At 54.5% G+C, this 19,313-nt stretch carries 17 protein-coding genes and 2 tRNA genes; 10 read left to right on the forward strand and 9 right to left on the reverse strand.

Annotation, left to right across the window (positions count from 1 at the left end):
* Positions 1–91: 91 nt before the first annotated feature.
* The 5 genes from IGQ16_RS00225 (at position 92) to IGQ16_RS00245 (ending at position 4,014) form a co-directional block, all read left to right on the forward strand.
* Positions 92–376, forward strand: coding sequence for a helix-turn-helix domain-containing protein (locus IGQ16_RS00225; protein ID WP_297059799.1), 285 nt, complete (start codon positions 92–94; stop codon positions 374–376).
* 146 nt (positions 377–522) lie between these two features.
* A complete protein-coding gene (locus tag IGQ16_RS00230; RefSeq protein WP_297039698.1) occupies positions 523–1,563 on the forward strand; it encodes a GGDEF domain-containing protein in 1,041 nt (346 codons plus the stop codon).
* 31 nt (positions 1,564–1,594) lie between these two features.
* Complete coding sequence (locus tag IGQ16_RS00235; RefSeq protein WP_024123861.1) at positions 1,595–1,792, forward strand: hypothetical protein; 198 nt, start codon at positions 1,595–1,597, stop codon at positions 1,790–1,792.
* Between the two features lie 15 nt (positions 1,793–1,807).
* Positions 1,808–3,199 (forward strand): argininosuccinate lyase, encoded by a 1,392-nt coding sequence (gene argH / locus IGQ16_RS00240; protein WP_024123862.1) that lies wholly within the window; start codon positions 1,808–1,810, stop codon positions 3,197–3,199.
* A gap of 98 nt (positions 3,200–3,297) precedes the next feature.
* On the forward strand, positions 3,298–4,014 hold the full coding sequence (locus IGQ16_RS00245) for a heme oxygenase (biliverdin-producing) (RefSeq protein ID WP_024123863.1): 717 nt from the start codon (positions 3,298–3,300) through the stop codon (positions 4,012–4,014).
* Positions 4,015–4,026: 12 nt separating this feature from the next.
* Here IGQ16_RS00245 and IGQ16_RS00250 read toward each other — a convergent pair whose 3' ends face one another.
* Positions 4,027–5,349: a TldD/PmbA family protein gene (locus IGQ16_RS00250; RefSeq protein ID WP_297059801.1), complete on the reverse strand. Its 1,323-nt coding sequence runs from the start codon at positions 5,347–5,349 to the stop codon at positions 4,027–4,029.
* A gap of 515 nt (positions 5,350–5,864) precedes the next feature.
* Between IGQ16_RS00250 and IGQ16_RS00255 the strand changes: the two genes are divergently transcribed.
* On the forward strand, positions 5,865–6,737 hold the full coding sequence (locus IGQ16_RS00255; protein WP_024123865.1) for an SDR family oxidoreductase: 873 nt from the start codon (positions 5,865–5,867) through the stop codon (positions 6,735–6,737).
* Here the strand turns inward: IGQ16_RS00255 and IGQ16_RS00260 are convergent.
* Positions 6,734–7,606: a peptidoglycan recognition family protein gene (locus tag IGQ16_RS00260; RefSeq protein ID WP_024123866.1), complete on the reverse strand. Its 873-nt coding sequence runs from the start codon at positions 7,604–7,606 to the stop codon at positions 6,734–6,736. The two genes, IGQ16_RS00255 and IGQ16_RS00260, sit on opposite strands and share 4 nt — an antisense overlap.
* 69 nt (positions 7,607–7,675) lie before the next feature.
* Here IGQ16_RS00260 and aroF point away from each other — a divergent pair, with 69 nt between their 5' ends.
* A complete protein-coding gene (gene aroF, locus IGQ16_RS00265; protein ID WP_024123867.1) occupies positions 7,676–8,707 on the forward strand; it encodes a 3-deoxy-7-phosphoheptulonate synthase in 1,032 nt (343 codons plus the stop codon).
* A 19-nt stretch (positions 8,708–8,726) separates the two neighbouring features.
* Positions 8,727–9,215, forward strand: coding sequence for a GNAT family N-acetyltransferase (locus tag IGQ16_RS00270; protein WP_297059803.1), 489 nt, complete (start codon positions 8,727–8,729; stop codon positions 9,213–9,215).
* Here IGQ16_RS00270 and IGQ16_RS00275 read toward each other — a convergent pair.
* Positions 9,196–9,522 carry a hypothetical protein gene (locus IGQ16_RS00275; RefSeq protein WP_024123869.1) on the reverse strand — a complete coding sequence of 109 codons (327 nt, stop codon included), beginning with the start codon at positions 9,520–9,522 and terminating at the stop codon, positions 9,196–9,198. The genes IGQ16_RS00270 and IGQ16_RS00275 overlap by 20 nt on opposite strands.
* A gap of 3 nt (positions 9,523–9,525) precedes the next feature.
* Entirely contained in the window at positions 9,526–10,074 is a 549-nt protein-coding gene (locus IGQ16_RS00280; protein ID WP_024123870.1) for a thioredoxin family protein, read from the reverse strand.
* 198 nt (positions 10,075–10,272) lie between these two features.
* On the opposite strand from IGQ16_RS00280, the gene IGQ16_RS00285 reads away from it, so the two are divergent.
* A tRNA-Val gene (locus IGQ16_RS00285) sits at positions 10,273–10,345 on the forward strand.
* 147 nt (positions 10,346–10,492) lie between these two features.
* Here the strand turns inward: IGQ16_RS00285 and IGQ16_RS00290 are convergent.
* The 3 genes from IGQ16_RS00290 to IGQ16_RS00300 all read right to left on the reverse strand — a co-directional run bounded on the left by IGQ16_RS00290 (position 10,493) and on the right by IGQ16_RS00300 (position 12,191).
* Complete coding sequence (locus IGQ16_RS00290) at positions 10,493–11,236, reverse strand: TIGR03943 family protein (protein ID WP_297059806.1); 744 nt, start codon at positions 11,234–11,236, stop codon at positions 10,493–10,495.
* 78 nt (positions 11,237–11,314) lie between these two features.
* Complete coding sequence (locus IGQ16_RS00295; protein ID WP_225871763.1) at positions 11,315–11,767, reverse strand: diheme cytochrome c; 453 nt, start codon at positions 11,765–11,767, stop codon at positions 11,315–11,317.
* Between the two features lie 49 nt (positions 11,768–11,816).
* Positions 11,817–12,191, reverse strand: coding sequence for a DUF4346 domain-containing protein (locus IGQ16_RS00300; protein WP_024123873.1), 375 nt, complete (start codon positions 12,189–12,191; stop codon positions 11,817–11,819).
* A 132-nt stretch (positions 12,192–12,323) separates the two neighbouring features.
* Between IGQ16_RS00300 and IGQ16_RS00305 the strand changes: the two genes are divergently transcribed.
* Positions 12,324–12,396: transfer RNA gene (locus IGQ16_RS00305), tRNA-Met, on the forward strand.
* A 21-nt stretch (positions 12,397–12,417) separates the two neighbouring features.
* Here the strand turns inward: IGQ16_RS00305 and IGQ16_RS00310 are convergent.
* Both IGQ16_RS00310 and IGQ16_RS00315 read right to left on the reverse strand, forming a co-directional pair.
* A complete protein-coding gene (locus IGQ16_RS00310) occupies positions 12,418–15,087 on the reverse strand; it encodes a DEAD/DEAH box helicase (protein WP_297059808.1) in 2,670 nt (889 codons plus the stop codon).
* A complete protein-coding gene (locus IGQ16_RS00315; protein ID WP_297059810.1) occupies positions 15,084–19,301 on the reverse strand; it encodes a response regulator in 4,218 nt (1,405 codons plus the stop codon). Before IGQ16_RS00315 ends, IGQ16_RS00310 begins: the two co-directional genes overlap by 4 nt.
* Between the last annotated feature and the right edge of the window lie 12 nt (positions 19,302–19,313).

The following is a 19,313-nucleotide window of genomic DNA, read 5'->3' on the forward strand; positions in this document are numbered from 1 at the left end:
TACATCCCTAGACAGGGCATTGTGTTTCTCAATAACTTTACATGTTAATCTCATCAACGCCCACTTTCGCTACACTGTCAAAAGTTGTCACTTGACAACCTTACTGCCTGCAATTAAACTACAGTTAAAACTTTGTCGGGCAGAAGTTTATAACAGCATTATGCATCCCGAGGACATCAAGGCAGAACTGCGGAAGCGGGGTTGGAATGGTGCCAAAATTGGCAAAAAGCTAGGGGTTTCGCGCCACTGTGTATCGGCAGTGATTCATGGCCGCTCGCGCTCGGCAATGGTTGAAAAGGAAATAGCAACGATTCTTAACAAGCCCCTTTACGTTGTTTTTCCCGATTACTACAGTTACCAACCGCCTTCGGATTAGATTTTTTCTGTCTAATCGCCTATCCTTAGGATAGCCGAACAATTAGAAAAACTGTAATCTAGCAAACAATCTGTAATACTTAGTGTGTTCCTGAAATATTTTTTATCATCACAAACCTTACTTTGATATGGGCTTAAACAAAACAAATGACGGACACACTTGCTGAGTATATTCGCCTTTTTCCGGAGCCGATCGCGATCGTCAACGGTAGCGGTGAAATTCTAGCGATCAACGATGGTGCTTCACTTTTTTGGCAGCGGCATACCCAAGAATTAATTGGTGAATCCCTCGCACTGCTGCTCCAGCAATCGCAGGAGCAGGTACAGGGATGGTTAAAGCTGTGCCAAGGGAATGCCCAGATGTTGGCTGCCCATTTTCCGGTTCCCCAGCCTGAAGGAAATCACTGGGTCCTTGAAGGTGTTGGTGTCAATCTGCATGATGAACCCGTTATTTTGACACGGATTGTGCCTAGCTTTTCCCACAATCAGCAGTTACTCGCTCGCCAGTTGCAGCAACTACAGAGGGAATTGGCTCGGCAAATCGCCCTTGTGAAGGAATTGCAGCAATGCCAACAAGCCCTAGAGCAGGAAAAACAGCACCTCCAGAGCCTTGCGGAACAGGATGCCTTGACAGGGTTAGGCAATCGTCGCTTTTTTGACGCGGCACTGAATCGTCTCTGGCAACAGACTCAAGCCGAAGGTCAGGCTTTGACGGTGGCACTGATTGATATTGATGACTTCAAAGCCTATAACGACTGCTGTGGTCATTTGGCGGGCGATCGCGTCCTACAACAGGTGGCTCAAACCCTTAAGGCCCATTTGCGCTCCAACGATGTCATTGCCCGTTATGGGGGTGAGGAGTTTGCCCTTGTACTCCCCTATGTTTCCGCTGGCGCGGCTCTACAAATCCTTGAACGGATGCTCCATCACGTGCGGGAACTGAAAATCCCCCAAGCAGACACGGCGCACCATCGCTACATAACAGTCAGTGCTGGGCTATGCTTTGTCCCTGCCGGGGAAAGTCAGAGCACCTTAACTGAGATGCTTGCCATTGCTGATACTGCGCTTTATCAGGCCAAAAAACAGGGGCGCGATCGCGCTATTCTTCTTGAATGGTCGCAAGAGGCTGTCCCTAGGCCTCAGTGTTGGGATACCAGTTGGCGATCGCCCCCACCTCCGCTAGGATAAACCTCAGTGAAGTTGTCGCTAGTGCTCAGCTATGAATCCTGCACCCAACTACTTTATTGCCAGCCAAATGCGGATCGAGCCACAAATTATCGTGGCACAAAAATTCAAAGACACGTTGGGGGAAGACTTTTCTAAGGCGTGGGCAAACTTTGTCGATTCGGGCCAACTGTGGGCACTGATTATTGGTCTGGCCATTGGTTGGATCTTTGGTAAGCTCCTAAACTTTTAGCTCTGCGAACTGCCTGTGACTGCCCAACCCCAGCCCTGGAGCCAACGCTTTGAACAAGCCCTCCATCCAGCGATCGCTCGCTTTAATGCCAGTATTGGTTTTGACATTCGCCTCATTGAATACGATCTGACCGGCTCCCAAGCCCATGCGCGCATGCTGGCAAAAACGGGGATTATTTCCCCTGAGGAAGCAGAAACGCTGCTCCAAGGCCTAGAGCAAATTCGCCAAGAATACCGAGCCGGCCAGTTTACCCCCGGCATTGAAGCCGAGGATGTTCACTTTGCCGTCGAACGCCGCCTCACAGAATTGGTTGGGGAGGTGGGTAAGAAACTGCACACGGCGCGCTCGCGCAACGATCAGGTGGGCACCGATATTCGCCTCTATTTGCGCTCAGAAATTGACCACATTCTTCAACAACTGCGGCAGTGGCAGCGCACCCTGCTAGATTTAGCAGAATCCCATGTGGAAACCCTCATCCCTGGTTACACCCACCTGCAACGGGCACAACCGCTGAGCTTGGCTCACCATCTGCTGGCCTATGTGGAAATGGCGCAGCGGGACATTGAGCGACTGCGGCAAATTCGGGAGCGGGTAAATGTCTCTCCCTTGGGGGCTGGGGCACTGGCGGGCACAACGTTCCCCATCGATCGCCACTACACAGCGGAATTATTGGGCTTTCGGGAACCCTATCGCAATAGCCTCGATGCCGTCAGCGATCGCGATTTTGCCATTGAATTTCTCTGTGCCGCTAGCCTGATCATGGTGCACCTATCGCGGCTCGCGGAGGAGATTATTCTCTGGGCCTCTGAGGAGTTTGCCTTTGTGCGGCTCACCGATAGCTGTGCCACCGGTTCTAGCATCATGCCCCAAAAGAAAAATCCCGATGTGCCAGAATTGGTGCGGGGGAAAAGCGGCCGCGTCTTTGGCCATTTGCAAGCCCTCTTGGTGATGATGAAGGGACTACCCTTGGCCTACAACAAGGATCTGCAAGAAGATAAAGAAGCCCTTTTCGATGCCGTTGATACGGTGCGTGCCTGCCTAGGGGCGATGACAATCCTGATGGCCGAGGGGCTGGTGTTCCAAACCCAACGCTTGGCGGCGGCGGTGGAGAGTGATTTTGCCAATGCCACGGATGTGGCCGACTACTTGGCCAGCAAAGGGGTGCCCTTCCGCGAGGCCTATAACTTGGTGGGGCAAGTGGTGAAAACCTGTGTTGCTCAGAAGAAGCTCCTCAAAGACCTCACCCTTGAGGAATGGCAAGCCCTGCACCCCGCCTTTGGGGCGGATATTTACCAACGGATCGCCCCCCGCCAAGTGGTGGCTGCCCGCAATAGCTATGGCGGGACGGGGTTTGATCAGGTGCGCCAAGCCCTCGCGGCGGCCCGCGATCGCCTTAATGATTTTTAATGAAAAAGGGTGTCATTTGCCCTTAGTCTGAAAAATAGACTGTGGTGACGGTCGTTTTTAGAAACAAAACATTGCAAATCTTTAAGAAGGATCTCGTGATGACGACGTCTCTAGCGACGAAATTGCGCGAAGGCACCAAAAAAGCCCATACCATGGCCGAGAACGTTGGCTTTGTGCGCTGCTTCCTCAAAGGCACCGTAGAAAAAAGCTCCTACCGCAAGCTCGTTGCCAGCCTCTATCACGTTTACAGCGCCATGGAACAGGAGATGGAGCGGCTCAAAGATCATCCCATTGTTGGCAAAATTTACTTTCCGGAGCTGAACCGCAAAAGTAGCCTTGAGCGAGATCTCACCTATTACTTTGGCTCCAATTGGCGCGAGGAAATTACCCCCTCGCCAGCCACGCAGGCCTATGTTGCCCGCATCCATGAAGTGGCCAATACTGCTCCGGAACTTTTGGTGGCCCACTCCTACACCCGCTACCTAGGGGATCTTTCGGGCGGCCAAATCCTCAAAGGGATTGCTGAGCGGGCGATGAATTTGCAAGATGGCGAAGGTACAGCGTTTTATCGGTTCGAGTCCATTAGTGACGAAAAGGCCTTTAAGCAACTCTATCGCCAACGCCTCGATGAACTGCCGGTGGATGAGGCCACTGCAGACCAGATTGTGGATGAGGCCAATGCCGCCTTTGGCATGAACATGAAGCTCTTCCAGGAACTGGAGGGCAACCTGATCAAGGCCATTGGGCAGTTGCTCTTTAATACGCTGACTCGTCGCAAACAGCGCGGCAGCACTGAACTGGCCACCGCCGAGTAACTTAGGAGTAACCTAGAGCGTAAACTGAAAGGCTTTGACGAGCATCCCCGGCACCGTAATGCCCCCAAGGGAGCGGCGTTCGTAGGTATCGGTGTTGGCGATCCAAAGGGGGGTGTCCGTCAAGGCTTCTAGGTTATTGCCCCAAAAGTCATACAGACTGTCATCAAACCGCAGATCGCTAATCGGGGCAACGATTTTGCCCTGCTCTACCCAAAAACAGGCGTAGCGGGTCATGCCCGTTATTCGTCCATTGGGGCGATCGCTCCAGTTCAGGTAGTGCAAATTGCCGACGTACAGCCCTGTATCGAGGGCAGCAAGCGCATCCACCGCTGGCAGGGTACCGGCCAGCACTAGGGGCGATCGCAGGCTTTCTTGGCGGTTGGCACCATTGGCCACCAGGTTGTATTCCTGAGCCGTGCGCCGACTAATAAGCAGCGTTTGCAATTGGCCGCGCTCAATTAAAGACAGGTAGGGCGGAGCGATATCGCCATCGCTATTGAAGCGGGGCACTGTGCCGCTGGTAAAGTCCTCCTGCAAATTGAAAAGGGGGGATAGAGTAACCCCTTCCCGTAACTTGGCGAGGGCACTGCCCCCTTGACGATAGGCGGCCTCACTGACGGCTCCCCAGGAGAGCATCCCCACGAGTTCAGCGACAGCAGCGGGGGCAAAGTAGGTGCGATAGCGTCCTGGCGGCAGCTGGCGCGGCGGCTGTGCCAACTGGGCTAACTGCTGGCGATCGCTGGCAATTTGGGCTTCGTAGGTGGCAGTGTCCCAATGGGTACTGGCATAGCTATTTTTGACTGCCTTGCCCGTGTCTGTAAAGAGGGAATAATCCAAGCAAAAGGTTTCCGTGGCAAACCAGTGCTCCTGGCCTGCGGAGTTAAAGCTACCGCGAGCGATGGTGCCGCCACTATAAATGCCGACAAAATCAAGGTCTTGCACGGGTTTGAGGAGGGTTTCTACAACCGAGTCAGGATCAGGCAAGCGGCCAAGGTAGGTGTCTTGAATAGAGCCCGTATCCGTTGGTGGCACTAGGTAGGGATCCACAGGGAGCTGAACCGTTTCTGAGCGCAATTGCGCCAAATACTCTAGGGCAGCCGCCAGATCTGCCGTCCCCGTATAGGGAAAGGAAGTGCTCGCCGTCCGTTGCTGGACTTGCAACCGCAGTGTCACCACCGTATCTTCTACGGTGCCAATTTGACGAACCCGCGCCCGATTGAAGCGAATAAACTGGCTGGATTCACTTGCAATTTCAACGAAAAGCACCTCTGTTGGTTTCAGGGCAGCAAACAACTGATGGCTAAGGTGCTGAGCAGCAGAAAAGTCAAGTGTCATGCGGCACAGAGTTCTGATGAAGATTCTCAAGGGTATTCCTTAAGTTAACCCATTCTCGACCTGTTCTCTATGGCCACTGATCAGATTTCCTCAAAAAATGTTATTTGGTATTATTTGGCGTATGTTTGGAGTACTGCTGCGGGGTAGTTGTACGACTGCCGGACAGAACCCCACTAAAAGTTAAGGTAGCGGTTTTGTGATTTTTAGGGGAGATTATCAAAAAGATTATCAAAACAGGCGTACTTTATCCCTATGTGGTAAAGGCTCTTACTATTTATTACTATTTAATTATTACTATTTAAGTGTGTATCAACATCGTGTTTGATCAGTACTTCGCCAACCGCAAAGTAACTAGCTGCCACTTTCATGCATATAAAAAGCAAGCAGTCGGCTCACAATAACTTAGCTACAAAAGATAATGACCATAAAATTTATTACTTCATAAATTCAAGAGTCTTGCATTGTGGCTCCCCCTAGGGCACGCTGAGACAAGAATCCTTTAATGGTTGCGCTTCATGTACTTGGTTACGGGTGCCACAGGACAACTAGGTTTGCGGGTGGTGCGCCGCTGTATCGCGTTGGGGCTACCTGTACGGGCGTTTGTGCGCCTAACGAGCCAATACGATCTTCTCAAGGAATGGGGTGCTGAGATTTTCATTGGTGATCTGCAACAGCCTCGCGATATTCAGGCTGCCATGGGGGGAGTGGAGGCGGTCATTTGCTGCCATGGTAGTCAGTTACTCAGCCGTGCCATTCAAGCGATTGATTACCGTGCCACCTTGGATGTGATTCAGGTGGCTCAGGAACAGGGGGTGCGCTATCTAGCGCTGATTTCTCCTCTGGCGGTGACGGGCGATCGCCAGCAGTCCCCCTTTCTCAAGGCCAAGTACGAAGTCGAGCAGGTGCTCATCAGCAGTGGTCTCAACTACGGCATTTTTCGCTGTCCCACCCTGATGTCGAGTTTGCTTCCCCTTGCGGCGCGCTTTCAGCAGACGGGGGTTTACATTGTCCTTGGGGAGCCGCAGCATCGGCTGCAACTGCTCAGTCCCGACGATTTAGCCCGCTGTATTCTCATTGCCAGCCAAGCCCGTCAGCCAGCGATTTTTAGCATGGCGCATCCAGAGGTTTTAACCCGCCAAGAGATTGCTGATCGCCTTGGTCGCTTTTTCAATAAACGCCCCTTTGTCATGACACTGCCCCTGAGTGTCATTGATGGTGCTCGCCAGTTGCTTGGCGTCATGAGTCGTGATTTGGAAGCCAGTCTTGGGACGCTGCGGACGCTGTTGGCCTATGAAAGTCTTTGCCCTGCCAGTGAAATTGAGCGTGCCCAAACCTATTTTCAACTCTCCTTTGAGTCCCTAGAGACATTCTTGGATCGCTACTTTTAGCGAGGGGGATCTCCACAGGGGCGATCGCGATAGAGCTGCCAATAGCGCTTAAATTTAACCCAATCAAAGCTACGCGGATCGATACGTTCCCCGGAGCGATCGACCGCCGCATGGGTTGTTACCCGTTGGCGATCAATTCCTGTTTGCGCCACTAGCCACGCCAAGGTGCGGTATTGGGCATCGGTGTAACCAGTATGGCTAGAGCCATTGTGGCGCCCCTGGGGCGGTGTTTCTAGGGAAAAGTGGAGGGCAAAATTATTCACCGAAGGGGCAAGGCGGGGGTTTGTCTGCGCCGCTTCCTTGCCAAAGGCGGAATTGCCGGCACCATAGGCTCGCTTCGACCAAGGCACTAAGTGCAGCAGCCAACCGTTGAGGGTAATCAATTCATGGTAGCTGGCCTGTTCTTCATCGCGGGGATGCGGTGTTTGGAAAAAGTTGAGGGCTGATCCGGCAGAGGCCACCGTTTCATGTAAAACAATCAGGGGTTGATGATCCAACACTTGAGGCCGAAAATCGGTACGGTAGCGATCGCCAAAATTAGTGGGGTCGGCGGGCACACTGTACCAAGGGGGGGCAGCTGCACACTGTTGATGAACTTGGCGCACTTGAGCAAAGAGGCGATCGTAGGCAGCGCCGTCACTGCGCTGGAGAGGCAGCAGCGGATTCTCAGGGGAGGACTCTGGCAAGGGGGGCAACGATTCCGCTGGCGTATCAAATTCTGGATCATTAATAGATACGGCTTGGCTGAGATCAAGGGGCAGATCCCCCTTGGGAATAGAGCCAATCATGGCGCTCCAAAGGGAGAGCACAACCACGGTGGCGATCGCTAGGGAAATCAGAAACCGCAGGCCTTGGGAACGACGCAACATAGGCAGAATCGAACCAATTTGGCAAAATACAATCAAACCCTAAGCCAAAAATTTAGGATCAGCAAGCTGATGATTATTGTTCTAAGAAGTGGCACCCCCAGTGAAGAAATTGAGCGGGTCAGCAGTGAAATGCAAAGTTGGGGATTGACCCCTGAAAAAATTGTTGGCAAGCATAAAGTGGTGATTGGCCTGGTCGGAGAAACGGCAGAACTCGATCCGCTGCGCATTCAAGAAATTAGCCCTTGGATTGAACACGTTTTGCGGGTCGAGCAACCCTTCAAGCGAGCCAGCCGCGAGTATCGCCACGGCGAACCCAGTGAAGTGGTGGTATCAACGCCCAATGGAGAGGTTATCTTCGGCGAAGGCCATGATGTGGTGGTTGTGGCGGGGCCTTGCTCGGTTGAGAATGAGGCCATGATCATTGAAACGGCGCAGCGGGTGAAAGCAGCGGGGGCCAAATTCCTGCGCGGCGGCGCCTACAAACCCCGTACCTCCCCCTATGCCTTCCAGGGGCATGGCGAAAGTGCCCTTGAGCTGCTGGCGGCAGCAAAAGCAGCAACCGGTTTGGGCATCATTACCGAAGTGATGGACGCAGCGGATTTAGACAAAATTGCCGAAGTGGCCGATGTGCTGCAAATTGGTGCCCGCAATATGCAAAATTTTTCTCTCTTGAAGCGGGTGGGTGCCCAACCTAAACCCATCCTCCTGAAACGGGGCATGTCCGCCACTATTGAGGAATGGTTAATGGCTGCGGAGTACATTCTGGCGGCAGGAAATCCCAATGTCATTCTCTGTGAACGGGGCATTCGTACCTTTGACCGCGAATATACCCGCAATACCTTGGATTTAGGGGCGATTCCCGTACTGCGCAAGCTTACCCATCTACCGATTATGATTGACCCCAGTCATGGCACTGGCTGGGCAGAATTTGTGCCCGCAATGGCCAAAGCCGCTGTGGCCGCAGGCGCTGATGCCCTGATGATTGAGGTACACCCAAATCCAGCCAAGGCGCTTTCCGATGGTGCCCAATCCCTTACTCCGGATCAGTTTGACGAGTTGATGCAGGCGCTCCAACGTCCCCTTGTCAGTTTGAGCCGCTAGAAAAGGCAGGAAACAGCCAATGACCGATATGCTGGTCAGGCTCTACGATCTGGTGGTGGATTGGCCCGCCGTGATGGCGCATCAACAGCAGGGGATTCACTATCGGCAGCCCTTGGGATCAGAAGTGGATTGGATTGTCCAGTGGGTGGGCGATCGCTTGAGTGCCGGTTGGCGGAGTGAAGTGGCGATCGCCTTCAGCCAACGCCCCCCACGGGGACTGATTGCTGTTCAAGAGGGTGAACTACTCGGCTTTGCCTGCTATGATGCTGCCGCCCTAGGACTGTTTGGCCCCATGGCGGTGGCAGAACCGCACCGAGGACGGGGAATTGGTCGCCTTCTCTTGCAGTTAACCTTGGCTCAAATGCGCAGTGCAGGCTATGGCTATGCCGTCATTGGTTGGGTCTCCGCAGAGGCGTTTTATGCAAAGACCGTTGGCGCAATGCCCATTCCCGATTCTCGCCCCGGGCTCTGGCAAACTGCCCTAAGGATCAGCCCATCAGGCTCTTAACAAGGAGGCCAAGAATAAACCCCAAACCGGCAAAGCGCACAAATTGCCAAAAGTTTTCTTGAGCCAGAATCTCTTGCCAACGTTCCTGGGCCGCCTCTCCTAGATGAAAAAGCAGGGTGAGGCCAAACTCCGCCTCTAGTTGCCGCAGTTCCTGTTGCAGGCGATCGCGCTGTTGATCTAAGGCCGCCTGGTTAGGTTCTTTCAAGCGGGCTTGGGTGGCTTTGATCTGCTCATACTCGCGGTAAAGCTGGTTGATCCGCGCCTGGGTCTCTTCATAGACTTGGCGCACCTCATCTTGGGGTTCCACCGTCTAGCCCCCATGACTACGGGGATCATCACTGCGTTGACGGGCGAGGGGACCTGGGAGTTGCGACATTTCACCCGTCAGTTGACCATAGGGCAAGGGGAGGTTATTGCTGAGGGCTTCAAGATTTTTGGCCATCACTTCCTTGGGTTGGAGGCCGATCGCCACCGCTTGGGGTTCCAGTTGCCGATTCAGAAAGACAAAGTGGGGAATCCCATCCACATTAAATTGCTCAATTTCCGGTAGCCACTTGGGGTTGTCCACATTCAGCATGACAAAGTTCACGCGATCGCGATATTGCCCCTTTAATTCCCCTAAATCCTTGGCCATCGAACGACAGGTGCTGCACCAGTTGGCATAAAACTCCAAAAGTGTGGGCTTGCCATTGACTTGAGCCTCCTCCCAAGGGGTAGCGTGTTTGGCTTGCTCGGCAAGGGTGAGGGGTTGATTGCTACTGCGTAAACCAGCCAATAGGGCAAAACTAATGAGAATGGCGACAACAGCAATCACAAAATTCCGTAGCCGTTGATCACTGGCTGCCGTTGCTGCTCCCATAGGGCATTCCTTGTATATCTCAACAGGTTGATCCTAGCGGATTTTCTTTACAGGAGATGACTCGTATTGACCTACAGTGCTTTTCCCGGAGATGGTCCAGGCTTGCTTCAAACTCCTGTAGAACAGGCTAGGCCCCCTTTGGGGACCGAGATTTTAGAAATGGGCTATACCTTTGCTATGATAAATACTCTGGAACTTGGGCGGTTAACTCAGTTGGTAGAGTATCTCGTTTACACCGAGGCTGTCGGGGGTTCGAGTCCCTCACCGCCCATGAAGGCTTCCCTAGGATTCTTCGCTCTCCTTGAGCTGAGTGATCTGAGAGTCATCGGAAATTGTCCTTGCTGGCGTAGCCATCTGGCTTTATCCAAGCTGTCTTTGGTTACAACAGGGAATGTGAATCAGGTGAAAAAGCATTGCCTCAGTACATAAAGGGATTTTCAGGTTCAGGAATCGGCGTGATCGTCTCAGCAACTAGTACCAATTGGCGGCGGTTGTTGAGGGTTTCTGTGGTCATCCGACCTTCAACCCGAAACCACTGATCTTGGGGATAGGCTTGGCGCGATCGCCCCAATTTCACTGGCAGGCCCACCGGATAAGCATCCGCTGCACAACAGGTAATCACAAAGCGGCTGAGGGTGAGATAGGTCTGTGGCAGTTGGGGACTATGGACAGCAAATCCCTCAATGCGAGCCGGTAGCCCGCTATAGGCGTCGGGTTCGGGATAGACGTCAAGGGTGCGAATCCAGTCAATGAGTGTGCGCTCCTGCGGCCGTTGATTCAGGCGAAAAGCCACTGGACGATTGCGTGTCACCGTCAAGCCATCCTCGAGACCGCGATGAATGGCCGTCGCACTATTGAAAGGACGGGGCGTAATCACCAAGCCCGCCACTGCCGCGAAAATGAGGATAGTGAGCGTCCAACGGGGCGGTAAGAGGGCAGCATGTTGCCCAGGTGTCACTCGCCCCCGCCACAACCGCCACCCTTGCCAACCACTCACAGCAACTAAAAGAAAACCACTGGCGATCGCCAGTCCAAAGTAGTTGGGGTGAATTAGTAACCCCAGTCGCTCCTGCAACCCATATTGGAGAAACAAAATTCCCCAGAGGAGGAGGGCCACAACCGTCCACCACTCCTGCTGTAGCCAGCGACTGCGCATCATCATCCGTTGAAGAGGCAAAGAAGAGTGATTGGAGGAGCTAGAACCCATGGGGCGCTGGAGAATTCGCCATCCCTAAACATTCTAGGGGGAATCCAGCCACTGCGGACTGAGCTCACGAAAGTTAAAGAGGGTGGCCTTGGGATGACACTGGGCACAACCATCGAGGGTGACTGGCTGCGGCACTGCAACACGGGGATGGAGGATGCGAAAGAAGGGCGATCGCCCAACGCGAAAGGGGATTTGGGCATCCTCAGGAAGCGGTCGAGAATAGGTGCGCAAATAGTTCCACAGCGGCACTAACTCTGGGCGAGGCATGGGTTCGAGGGTCGCGCCGTAGTGATTGGTATCTTGAATCAGCACCTGCCATGCCTGAGTGGGCAGTGTTTCAGGGGGCACCGCCAGATGGCAACTGCCACAGCGCTGCAGATAAATTTGCGCTCCCAACTGGGCATTCAAGGGCAAAACATCGACGGTGCCGCTCCCGTCTGGGGTGGCGATCGCTGATAGGGCAGTACCTACTAGGGCACAGAGCATCAAAAGGACTGCCCCTACCCTCCAGCGCCAGTGTTGTCTAATCTGTTGCCTAATCTTGGATATACTCAAGTCCTTCATCCAAACAAAACTGTGCCCGCATCAATTCACGACCGAGATAGGCCGCATGGTCAAACATCGTCACCAGTTGGCGATCTTTTTCAAAGAGTTCAATACATAACTCCTTAGCTGTGCGACCGCTCAGTACCAGATCGGGTTCCCGCGTGACTTTCCCTTTGGTGGGAATGGGTTTCCCGGTGTCGGGATCCACTGCTAAGCCTTTCTCATTGATGTCGTTGGGATAGTGTTTCATCCAGATCAGGTCTTGCTCAGGGTCAATGTAGATAATGAAATACCCTGCTGGATCGAGATGAATAAATCGCTGTGATAGCTTGTTGTCAAGAGCTGTGCGTTCTGCTTTGCTCAACGCCTATCCTTCCCCTAAATGGCTCTATTCTTTATCTATTCTTTATTGTAGAGTGAACTCCCCTGGAATTTGCTCGCCTGAGCCTTGAGTTTTGAGATATTCGCGTTATAATGAAAATTACGCAAAAATTTCGGCTCAGTAGCTCAGTGGTTAGAGCAGGGGACTCATAAGCCCAAGGTCGCAGGTTCGAATCCCGCCTGAGCCACTCCTTAAATAATGACTCAAACTATACGGTTGCCGCCTCTAGCTCCACCCCTTCTAGCAGGTCATTGACAGGGAAGCGATCGAGGAGATAGCGTGCCTGCTGGGCACTTTGGCGCAGTTGGGGACTGGTGTGAGGTGCATGGGGAATTTGGGAAAGAAAATCGAGGGTGCGCCGCAGCAATCGCACAATATCGCCGGCATCAAGATTCGTTTGAGCGCACAATTCATTCCACGGTGTACCCAAGGCCCACTGCTCCACCAAGCCAATGAGATCCCACTCGTACCAGAGGGGAAAAATAATGTGATAGCGGCGCTGCACCTGAAAGAGCCGCCGGCGAACCGGACTCAGGGCGGCCAGGCGTTCTTCCACTTCACTGGGAATGGGGTAGTTGCACCAACTGTCGGAGCGGGGTGTTTCAGTCACTAGAGCCGCGATCGCTGCCGCCAAGAGGTGGGGGGGCAAGTCATCCAGTTCGCCAGAGGCCAAGGCCAAGGCCAACCAAAGTTCGTTCTCTCCCCGCAGGGCAGCGGCCATTTCCCCAAGGGGAGTGGGGGTCAGATCATTGAGGCCACCAAAGTCTTGCAGTGCAGCAATGAGGGCAAGAAATTGCTCCCAGTGGCGTTGGGACTGTTGATGGAGCTTCTGCTGGCGATCGCGCAGCTCCGCTTGTAGCCGTTCTTCGCGACGAACTAAGCGCAGCAGCGAATGGACATTTTGCGGCAGACTTCCTTGCAGTTGGCTGAGTTTGGCCTCTAGGTCGGCAATTTGAGCAGCTTGGGCAGCCACCTCCGGCGCAGCTAAGACGGGTGGGAGATCAGGGAGGGAACCCAGGTAGTGATCTGCCCCATGGCAGGGATAACTTTCCCCTAGGCGCAGTTTCATCGCCTCTGGGAGGGGGGGGAGACGATCACAGGGGGGGCGATCGGGATAGACCCCCAAAATGTCATCAATGCCAACTACCCGCAAACGACCATCGGCAGCAAGGCACAACCAGTGGGGCAACTGGCCTGAACCGGCAACGGGTTGACAGAGGACGGCGGCTAAGGGGCGCTGCTCCCGTAGGGGGGATTTGATATGGAGCCACGTTCCCGGTGGCACTGCCATCATCAAAGGGAGAAGTGCTTGGGCGCGTTCCTGCTCCGCCTGCTGTTCGAGGATTTTCAGGAGGCGTTGATCCTGCCGTAGCCGTTCCCGCAGCTTTTGATACTGCGCTAGTTGCTGGCGATCAATGCCTGCAAGGCGTTGTTGCACGGTTTGCAGTTCCGTTTCCAGTTGGGCGATCGCCTGCCGCTGCGGTGTCAGTTGCAATGTGGCCAAATATTGCCCAAAACTGCGCTCCACCAGTTCCCGCGCTTCTTCAAGGGTGTGGCGTTGGAGCAGGTTCAAGACCATGCCATAGCTGGGGGTAAATTGGCTCATCAGGGGATCGGGAGCGGCGGTGGCCAAAAATGCTGCTTCATGGGCACCCTCAAAGGGGGTTTGCAAGGTAACCACATGACCCACCGTATCCATGCCCCGGCGGCCGGCTCGTCCTGCCATTTGGAGGAACTCCGAGGCTGTCAAGAGCCGATGACCACTGTCAGTGCGCTTTGAGAGGGTAGAAATAACAGTGGTGCGCGCCGGCATATTGATCCCTGCCGCCAGCGTTTCTGTGGCAAAGACGAGTTTGATCAAGCCTTCCTGAAAGAGTGTTTCCACAAGGGTTTTCACCACGGGGAGCACCCCGGCATGGTGAGCGGCAATCCCTTGGTAGAGGGGGACAATCATTTCCGGGGCAACAATGTCCTGATGCTGGACCCAAAAGGCCTCGACCCGTTCCGCCAGTGCCTGCTGTTCTGCCTTGGTGAGCAGATTCATGCCCAGGACCTCTTGAACCGCTTGGTCACAGCCACGGCGACTAAAGATAAAGTAAATCGCCGGTAGCATGTCCCGCTGCTGCAGTTGACTAACCACGTAGCGAATGCTCAAGAAGTCCCCCTTGCCGCCGCGGCGCCGCGGTTCGCTCTGGCCGTGGAGCTTCGGGTTGAGGCGTTTACGTTGTCCATCCAAAAGGGGAAAGAGTCCCTTGCCATTGCAAAAGTAAAAGTGCAGTGGAATTGGTCGCCAGTCGGAGTAGATGAGTTCGGCATCCCCATGGACAGATTGAATCCAGTCGGTGAGTTGTTCGCCGTTGGCAATCGTGGCGGAGAGAGCCACCAGTTGAATTTCTTTGGGACAGTAGATGATGGATTCTTCCCAGACGGTGCCCCGCTGGCGATCGTTCATGTAATGGCATTCATCCAGGACCACCACTTCGACGCCCGCAAGGGAGGTGCCCACTTCGCCAATGGGGGTGCCATAGAGCATATTGCGGAAAATTTCCGTCGTCATCACCAGAATCGGGGCATCACGGTTGATTGAGATATCCCCGGTTAAGAGGCCCACCTGCTCTGCCCCAAACTGCTGCTGAAAGTCACGCCACTTCTGGTTTGAGAGTGCCTTAAGGGGGGTGGTGTAAAACACCCGTTGCTGCCGCGTCAGGGCACGGTGAATCGCATACTCACCAATGAGGGTTTTGCCTGACCCAGTAGGGGCGCAAACCACCACAGAGCGACCTGCATCGAGGGCAGCGATTGCCGCCGCCTGAAAGGCATCCAGGTCAAAGGGGAGTTGGGCAAGGAAGTCTGCTAGGGTGGGCGATCGCTCACTCATGAGGTAGGTGTTGGCTCCTGCTGCACAAGAACTTCACCCCTGAGGAGCCGCGCCGCTGCATCCAGTAATTGCTCCTCCAGGTAGGGCTTCGTAAAGTAGCCCCGTGCCCCTAGTTGCGCGGCCATCTTGCGGTGGCGATCGGCACCCCGGGAGGTGAGCATGGCGATCGGCAGATGGTTGAGTTTAGGATCCTTTTGAATTCGGGAGAGCAACTCCAAACCATCCATGCGGGGCATCTCAATATCACAAAACACTAAGTCACAGGGTAAGCCAGAGCGCAGTTTTTCCCACGCATCTTGACCATCCCGTGCCTGCTCGACGCGGTAGCCTGCCCGCGTAAAGGTCATTGAGAGCAACTCCCGCACCGTAATTGAGTCGTCGATGATCAGCACTAGGGGCTCGGAGGCTTCCTCTGGCTCGGCGACCTCCATGGTGTGGCCAAACCCACGCCACTCGCGATCCATGCGTCCTAGGGACAGATCAATGATTTCCAGTACGTCAGCGATCGCCATCGCGCGGCCATCCCCTTGGACAGTGACCCCAGCAACCCCCACCGGCTTCGGCACCGGCCCCGACAACTGCTTGATCACGATTTCCTGTTCACCAATGACCTGATCCACCTCCATGGCCACGAGATCGTCGCCACTGCGCAGCACGACAATCGAGACCATGCCATCATCTTGGGCGCTACCGCCATAGACACTGCTACGGCTGATGGGGCGGCTGTACTTCAGCAAATCCCCGAGTTTACGCACCAGCAGCTGGCGATCGCGCCACGGGAGGACGCGCTGACCATCCTCTAGGGTTTGGATGCGCTCTTGGGGGATATCCAGCATATCTTCCACGCCGTCAATGGGGAAGGCAATGCGGCAGTGGTTATCAATGCAACAGAGGGCTTTGGTAATGCTCAGGGTCAGGGGTAGGCGGATGGTAAATGTAGTGCCTTTGCCTACCGTGGAGTCAATGTTAATCGTGCCGCGAATGTCCTCCAGATTTTTGCGCACCACATCCATGCCCACCCCCCGACCGGCAAGGGCATCCGCTTGATCTTTGGTGCTAAATCCCGATTGGAAGAGGAAGGCATAGACCTCTTGGCGGGAAAGGTTGGGGGCATCGGCCTCCTTCAGGAGACCCTTCTCGATCGCTTTGCGTTTTACCCGTTCTGGGTCAATCCCTGCCCCATCGTCACTGATGGAGATAATCGCTTGACTCCCTTGATAAAATGCCCGTACGCGAATTAGGCCTTTTTCGGGTTTGCCTAATCGTCGCCGCTCTTCGGGCATTTCAATACCATGATAGACAGCGTTATTGATCAGGTGGGTCATCGGGTCAAAGAGTTTTTCAAGGATGCCCTTGTCAATCAGGGTATCTTCTCCCTCAATCTTGAGTTCTACTTGTTTGCCGATGGTACTGGCAACGCGGCGCACCGCTCCCGGTAAGCGGGAAGACATTTCACGGAAGGGGACCATTCGGGAGCGGCTCAAGCCCTCTTGGACTTGGGTCGTGACTTGACGAAACTGCCGGGCCACCTGCTCCACTTCATCAATTACGTACTGGATGTCATCCGCTGCCTCCCGGACCCGCACAATCCGCTCAATCACCTCCTGCGAGAGGGTGTGGAAGCCGGTAAAGCGATCCATTTCCAAGGCATCAAACTCGACACCCGTGGCGTGGCTGCTCTGTTCTTCTTGGCCATTGGCTGCCCGTGCTGTTGTCACACCCAACAGTGAACTCTCTAGGAGCGATCGCTCGTAGAGGTCCTGCATTTGTTGGCTCACTTCCCCCAGTTGTTGCACCTGATAGAGCAGGTTATCGAGAAACTGCCGCAGGCGTTCTTGGGTGTCCTCGAGGCTATTGCGGTTGACCACCAACTCCCCAACGAGGTTACTCAGGGTATCGAGGTGGCGCACCGGCACCCGCATGGTTTGTTCCACCAAGGAGCCACCTTTTGCCCCTGCTGCGGTTCGCCGAGGGGTGGCCGCCTTTTCACTCCTCCCTGCGGGTTGGGGAATTAATTTCTCTAAATCGGCAAAACTATCATCAGCGGTGGGAGGTGCTGCTGTTGCCGGCGGTGGCGTGGGTGCTCCAGGGGTAGCTTGCCCCAAGAGCTGCTCTAGATCTTCAAAGGCGGATGTCGGTGGTGCTGCCGTCTCTAAAAGCTGATCCAGTTCGTGGAACGGGGCAGCCTCGGGTGGGGTTGTATGGGTTGTACTTTGCTCAATCAACCCCTCCAATTCCTCTAGGATGCTTTCGGGGGTGGCAGGTACGGTGGCGTCATTCACCACTGCTTCGGGCTCAGCAATGCTCGCAGCCTCAGCAGAGGGTACAGACTCCTGCAACAGGGATTCTAGCTCGGCGATGCCCTCAGTCTCGGCAGAGGGTACAACCTCCTCCACCAGTGCTGCGGGTTCAGTCATATTTGCCGCTGGGACGTCAGGCATCCTTGGCTCGGCGATCGCTGGCCCCTCCAAGGCGGAGGGCGTTTCCGCCCAAGGATCGTCAACGCTTGGCGGGGTAATCAATTCTGAAAGGGCTTCCTCCGCCCCATTATCCACGACCAAGTTTTCTAGGACATCATTGAGACCCGGTACCTCTTCGAGGAACTCAGCCACATCCTCAGCAACATCACTCAGGGCAGGGATTTCAGAATCCTCTTCTAGGGGAAGCAGATCGGGAACCTCGGGGGTTTCCACCTCACCCAAAAAATCTTCTAGGGAAGCAACTGCCTCATCAAAAGCTGCCATCCCTGAGGGGGCTTCCTCGGTAAATTCCGCAAGGAATGCACTCAGATCGAGTTCGGAGGGCTCTGCGGCTGCCCTCTCCTCAGCAGGACTCTCAAGTGTTAGGGACCCCTCAATACCTTCAGCTATGCTTTCGGCGATCGCCGGCGGCGTGAGATCATCAAGGGATGCCTCCACCACTTCTGCAGAGAGCCGCTCATCAGAAAGTTCCTGAATGTCATCGAGGATGGCCTCAAGGCTGGATTCTGCCTCAGGCAACTCCTCAGTCGTAGTCATGTTCAAAAAGTCGGAAATCTCCTCATCAAAGGCCGCTTCATCGCCCGGTCCTAAACTGGCCAAATTCTCCTCAAGGGTGTCCTCCAGCCAGTCCGTCGGCAGCGCTGTTGGATCACTAAAAATGTCACTCAATTCTTGGAAATCAGTGCTACTTTCCTCTCCAAAAACAGTGACACCATGGCCGCCACTCATTGGCTCGGAAATCTCAACTTCTTCAGGGGCAGCCACCTCTAGAGGAGCATCTAGAGGAGCAACCTCAGAGGCCATTTCAAGGGGTGCCGATGGTTCCTCAAGGGTCACAGGGGCTGATGCCAAGACCGCAGGCTCTGGCTCTTCAGGAACAACAGCCGAAGTCTCCTCAATCACAGGGGGTTGAAGCGCCACTAAACTGTCACTGGGACGAATCGCACTGCCTTGACCATTGAGCACCAAGTCGCGAGCTGCCATAATCTCTTTGATCACCACTGGCGCCAAAGCCGTGAGGGGCTGAGCCGTGTTACTTACCGCCTGTTGGGCGATCGCCAGCAATTCAACCCACTGGGGCAGGGCAAAGGTTTCCCCCAATTGACCCAAATTAGAACAGGCCGCCGCCAATTCTTGCCGCACTTGGGGCGAATCGGTCTGCTTAAAGAGTTGCAACATTGCCCGCAGGCGATCGGGTACCTCCGTTTGAAAGACTAAGCGGTAGCTGGAATCAGCAACGGGTTGTACCGCTGGCTGAATGGGTTCGGCCGCGGGGGCAGAAGAAGCAGTCACAGGCGGCGGCGCCTCTACTCCTTGGGTCAGGTGGCTCAAGTGAGCTTGCAGTTGATTAAAGACTGGCTCCACCCGGTTCAGGGTTGCCGTTGCTGTCTCCTCCGTCAAACCAAAGGGGCCTTGCAATTCATCGAGGAGTTCCCGCAGGGCATCAAAGGCTTGCAAAAACAGGTTCTCTAGGGTTTCATCCACGGTGACGGGATGCTCCCGCAGGATTTTGAAGTAGTCCTCCAACTTGTGGGCGGTGTGCTGAATACTGTGGAGTCCGAGCATGGCCGCTCCCCCTTTGACGGAGTGGGCCGCCCGAAACATTTCACTCATCGCCTCAGGGTCATTGACCACCTGCTGGAGATTCATCAAACTATCCTCAATGGTGGTCAGGTGTTCCTGCGCTTCCTCAATGAAGTAGCCAAGAATGCGCTTTTGTTGATCGCTTTGCATAGCCCCCTCCCG

Origin of the sequence: Thermosynechococcus sp. M3746_W2019_013 (assembly GCF_015296045.1) — a bacterium.
Lineage (GTDB): Bacteria > Cyanobacteriota > Cyanobacteriia > Thermosynechococcales > Thermosynechococcaceae > Thermosynechococcus.

Excerpts from the sequence above, each read along its gene's own strand:
- IGQ16_RS00230 (WP_297039698.1), top strand. The coding sequence starts at position 523 with ATGACGGACACACTTGCTGAGTATATTCGCCTTTTTCCGGAGCCGATC.
- IGQ16_RS00235 (WP_024123861.1), top strand. The coding sequence starts at position 1,595 with ATGAATCCTGCACCCAACTACTTTATTGCCAGCCAAATGCGGATCGAG.
- IGQ16_RS00245 (WP_024123863.1), top strand. The coding sequence starts at position 3,298 with ATGACGACGTCTCTAGCGACGAAATTGCGCGAAGGCACCAAAAAAGCC.
- IGQ16_RS00250 (WP_297059801.1), bottom strand. The coding sequence starts at position 5,349 with ATGACACTTGACTTTTCTGCTGCTCAGCACCTTAGCCATCAGTTGTTT.
- IGQ16_RS00255 (WP_024123865.1), top strand. The coding sequence starts at position 5,865 with ATGTACTTGGTTACGGGTGCCACAGGACAACTAGGTTTGCGGGTGGTG.
- IGQ16_RS00260 (WP_024123866.1), bottom strand. The coding sequence starts at position 7,606 with ATGTTGCGTCGTTCCCAAGGCCTGCGGTTTCTGATTTCCCTAGCGATC.
- aroF (WP_024123867.1), top strand. The coding sequence starts at position 7,676 with ATGATTATTGTTCTAAGAAGTGGCACCCCCAGTGAAGAAATTGAGCGG.
- IGQ16_RS00270 (WP_297059803.1), top strand. The coding sequence starts at position 8,727 with ATGACCGATATGCTGGTCAGGCTCTACGATCTGGTGGTGGATTGGCCC.
- IGQ16_RS00280 (WP_024123870.1), bottom strand. The coding sequence starts at position 10,074 with ATGGGAGCAGCAACGGCAGCCAGTGATCAACGGCTACGGAATTTTGTG.
- IGQ16_RS00290 (WP_297059806.1), bottom strand. The coding sequence starts at position 11,236 with ATGATGATGCGCAGTCGCTGGCTACAGCAGGAGTGGTGGACGGTTGTG.
- IGQ16_RS00295 (WP_225871763.1), bottom strand. The coding sequence starts at position 11,767 with ATGCTCTGTGCCCTAGTAGGTACTGCCCTATCAGCGATCGCCACCCCA.
- IGQ16_RS00310 (WP_297059808.1), bottom strand. The coding sequence starts at position 15,087 with ATGAGTGAGCGATCGCCCACCCTAGCAGACTTCCTTGCCCAACTCCCC.
- IGQ16_RS00315 (WP_297059810.1), bottom strand. The coding sequence starts at position 19,301 with ATGCAAAGCGATCAACAAAAGCGCATTCTTGGCTACTTCATTGAGGAA.